This window comes from Nocardioides dubius, from assembly GCF_039528155.1.
GTDB lineage: Bacteria > Actinomycetota > Actinomycetes > Propionibacteriales > Nocardioidaceae > Nocardioides > Nocardioides dubius.
In genome coordinates this window covers 1-3,002 of sequence record NZ_BAAALG010000003.1, presented here as the reverse complement: position 1 = coordinate 3,002, position 3,002 = coordinate 1, and the positions used below count along the sequence as shown (strand labels likewise).

General features: G+C 70.4%; 3 protein-coding genes. 1 reads left to right on the top strand and 2 read right to left on the bottom strand.

Features of this window, described 5'->3' with window-relative positions:
- Window positions 1–83: 83 nt before the first annotated feature.
- Window positions 84–965, top strand: coding sequence for a crotonase/enoyl-CoA hydratase family protein (locus tag ABD151_RS04165; RefSeq protein ID WP_343991655.1), 882 nt, complete (start codon window positions 84–86; stop codon window positions 963–965).
- Window positions 966–1,013: 48 nt separating this feature from the next.
- Here ABD151_RS04165 and ABD151_RS04160 read toward each other — a convergent pair whose 3' ends face one another.
- Together ABD151_RS04160 and ABD151_RS04155 are read right to left on the bottom strand one after the other, a co-directional pair.
- Window positions 1,014–2,063: an alpha/beta hydrolase family protein gene (locus tag ABD151_RS04160; RefSeq protein ID WP_343991653.1), complete on the bottom strand. Its 1,050-nt coding sequence runs from the start codon at window positions 2,061–2,063 to the stop codon at window positions 1,014–1,016.
- A gap of 96 nt (window positions 2,064–2,159) precedes the next feature.
- A complete protein-coding gene (locus tag ABD151_RS04155; RefSeq protein ID WP_343991651.1) occupies window positions 2,160–2,687 on the bottom strand; it encodes a DUF3145 domain-containing protein in 528 nt (175 codons plus the stop codon).
- Window positions 2,688–3,002: the final 315 nt, after the last annotated feature.

Sequence of the window (3,002 nt, the reverse complement as noted above, 5' to 3'; positions counted from 1 at the left end):
CTCGGCGTCTCCCCCGCCGCGGCGCGCCACGCGAGCGACAGAGCGCTGCACCGTCTCGTGTTGAGGCCCACTAGCCTTCCCCCATGAGTGACGACGCCTATGCCACCCTCCGCTACGAGGTCTCCGACCGGGTCCTCACCCTCACCCTGGACCGGCCCGAGGAGCTGAACTCCTTCACCGTCGAGATGGCCGACGAGCTCGAGGACGCCTTCGGTCGCGCCAGCCTCGACGACGCCGTCGGCGCGGTCGTGGTGACCGGCGCCGGACGTGCGTTCTGCGCCGGCATGGACCTCACCGCCGAGGGCAACGTCTTCGGCCTGGACGAGAGCCAGCGGCCGACGATGGCGGACATGGCCGACCGGCTCACCGAGCCCGAGATCCAGACCGGCGTCCGCGACACCGGCGGGCGGGTCGCACTGTCGATCTTCGAGTGCCGCAAGCCGGTGATCGCCGCGATCAACGGCCCGGCCGTCGGGATCGGCGCCACCATGACCCTGCCGATGGACGTGCGGCTCGCCAGCGAGAAGGCCCGGATCGGCTTCGTCTTCGGCAAGATCGGGATCACCCCCGAGGCGACGTCGACCTGGTTCCTGCCGCGACTGGTCGGCATGTCCCAGGCGTTGGAGTGGGTCTACTCCGCGGAGATCCTGACCGCCGAGGCGGCCAAGGAGGGCGGACTGGTGCGCTCGATCCACGACCCCGAGGCCCTGCTCGATGACGCCCACGCGCTCGCGCACACCTTCATCGACAACCGCTCCCCGGTGGCGACCGCGCTGGCGCGGCAGATGATGTACCGCAACTCCGCCGCCGCGCACCCGATGGTCGCCCACCAGGTCGACTCGCTGGCGATCTTCTACGCCTCGCTGGCCGACGGCAAGGAGGGCGTCGCGTCCTTCCTCGAGAAGCGCGCGCCCGAGTTCAAGGGCCGGGCCTCCGAGCTGCCGCCGTTCTACCCCTGGCAGTGACGAACCCCGCGGGGCGCCGTCGCTGATCCCCGACGGCGTCCCCGACGCTCACAGCGAGGCGTCCAGGAAGGCGATGGTGCGCCGCATGGAGAGCTCGAACTGCGGCCCGAAGGCGTGCTGCTCACCCTCGTAGACGTGGTAACGCACCTGCTTGTCCGCGCTCCGCAGGGCAGCGACGGTCTGCCCCGACCAGCGGATCGGGCAGGAGTCGTCGAGCGTGCCATGGTGGATCATCAGCGGCTCGCTGATCCGGTCGAAGTAGGTGCGCGGGCTGATCTGGCGCCAGAACCGCTTCGCGCGTTCGGGAGCGCCGTGGGCCGCGATGATCGCCGCGGCTGTCTCGCTGCGCTCCGGCCGGGTCCAGCGGTTGAAGTTGTCCACCGCATCCGAGCTGACCGGCGCGAAGGCGACACCGGCTCCGACGAGTCCCGGCATCACGGCGAGCACGTTGTAGACCACGCCGCCGCCCATCGAGCGCCCAACCAGCCCGATCCGATCGGGATCGATCGGGCCGTCCCAGCGACGGAGCGCGGCGACGGCGTTGATGACGTCGGTGGTGTAGCCGAGCCGCAGGTCCAGCTCGGCGTCCGGATCGCGGTCCGAGCCGCCGTGGTTGCGATAGTCGACGTGGAAGGCGATGTAGCCGGCCTCGGCGAGCACGCCCCGCTCCCGGGTCATCCCCTGCCCGCTCCGATAGATCGCCGGATCGATGTAGCCGTGCGCGAGCACCGCTGCCGGGAACGGCCCCTTGCCCGTCGGCACGTTGAGCACGCCGGAGAGCCTCAGCCCGTCACCTCGGTAGGTCGCCTGATAGCTGGTGTAGGACGCCGTCCGCTCACGCACCTGGCCCAGGCGCAGGCCGCGCCCGTCGTACTCCTTGCTCATCAGCGCCGGCAGGGAGACCGGGTCGACGACCTCCGGTGCCTGGCTCGTCGGCGTGGCGTCGGGCTCGCCGCCCGCGTTGTCGCCGTCCGTGTTCTCGCCGGACGGCGTGCTGGAGGTCTGCTCGGGCGGCGCCGAGGACGGCTCGTCCTCGGCCGGTGTGCTGGTGCAGGCGCACAGCAGGAGACCGGCTACCAGTCCCGCGAGGAGTCTCACCCTCTCAGTGTGCGGGGCCGCGCCGGGCCTGACCAGCCTCGCTGGCTGCCGGTTCCCGGCGCGGGGCTCGCTCGCGGGATGCGAGCACTCGTTCGCTCAGACGACCTGGTGCAGCCAGCGCACCGGGGCGCCGTCGCCGGCGTGCCGGAAGGTCTCCAGCTCGTCGTCCCAGGGCTTGCCGAGCAGCTTGTCGATCTCGATCGGCAGCGTCGTGTCACCGAGGGCGGACTTGACCACCGCGGCCTTGAGGCGGTCCTCGGGGATCATGATGTCGCCGTGCAGCCCGGTGACGGCGTGGAAGATGCCGAGCTCGGGGGTGTAGGAGTAGCGCGAGCCCTCGGCGCCGGAGGTCTGCTCCTCGGTGATCTCGAAGCGCAGGTGGTTCCAGCCGCGGAGTGCGGAGGCGACAGCAGCAGCCGTGCCGACGTCTCCGGTCCAGGAGAACTCAGCACGGTAGGTGCCCGCCTGCGCAGACTGGGGCGTCCAGTCCAGGCTCACGGCAGTGCCCAGCACACCACCGAGCGCCCACTCGATGTGGGGGCACAACGCAGACGGCGCGGAGTGGACGTAGAACATCCCCCGGGTCGCCGCGTTACCGGCAGTGCGGTTGGTATTCGTGGTCATCGGTGAGTTCCTCCATCTCCGGCGTCGAGACACGCCTTCCCCAGCGACCTCGTGTGGACATGGACTCATCCCCGAATGACACATCTGTAGTTGTCTCGCCCATTGTGGCCCATCACCGCGGATCAGGCCAGCAACTCGCGCCGTGTCGCTGTGACTTGCGCCTCAGAACGCGTCAGCGCAAGTTCGGCGACGCCGGGTCGACGATGTTGCGGAAGTCCCGCAGCGAGCCGAGCAGCGTGCCGTCGCCGCAGACGCGGCGATCGTCGTCGACCAGGTCGACCACGATGCAGGTGATGTTGTCGTGGCCGCCGGCCG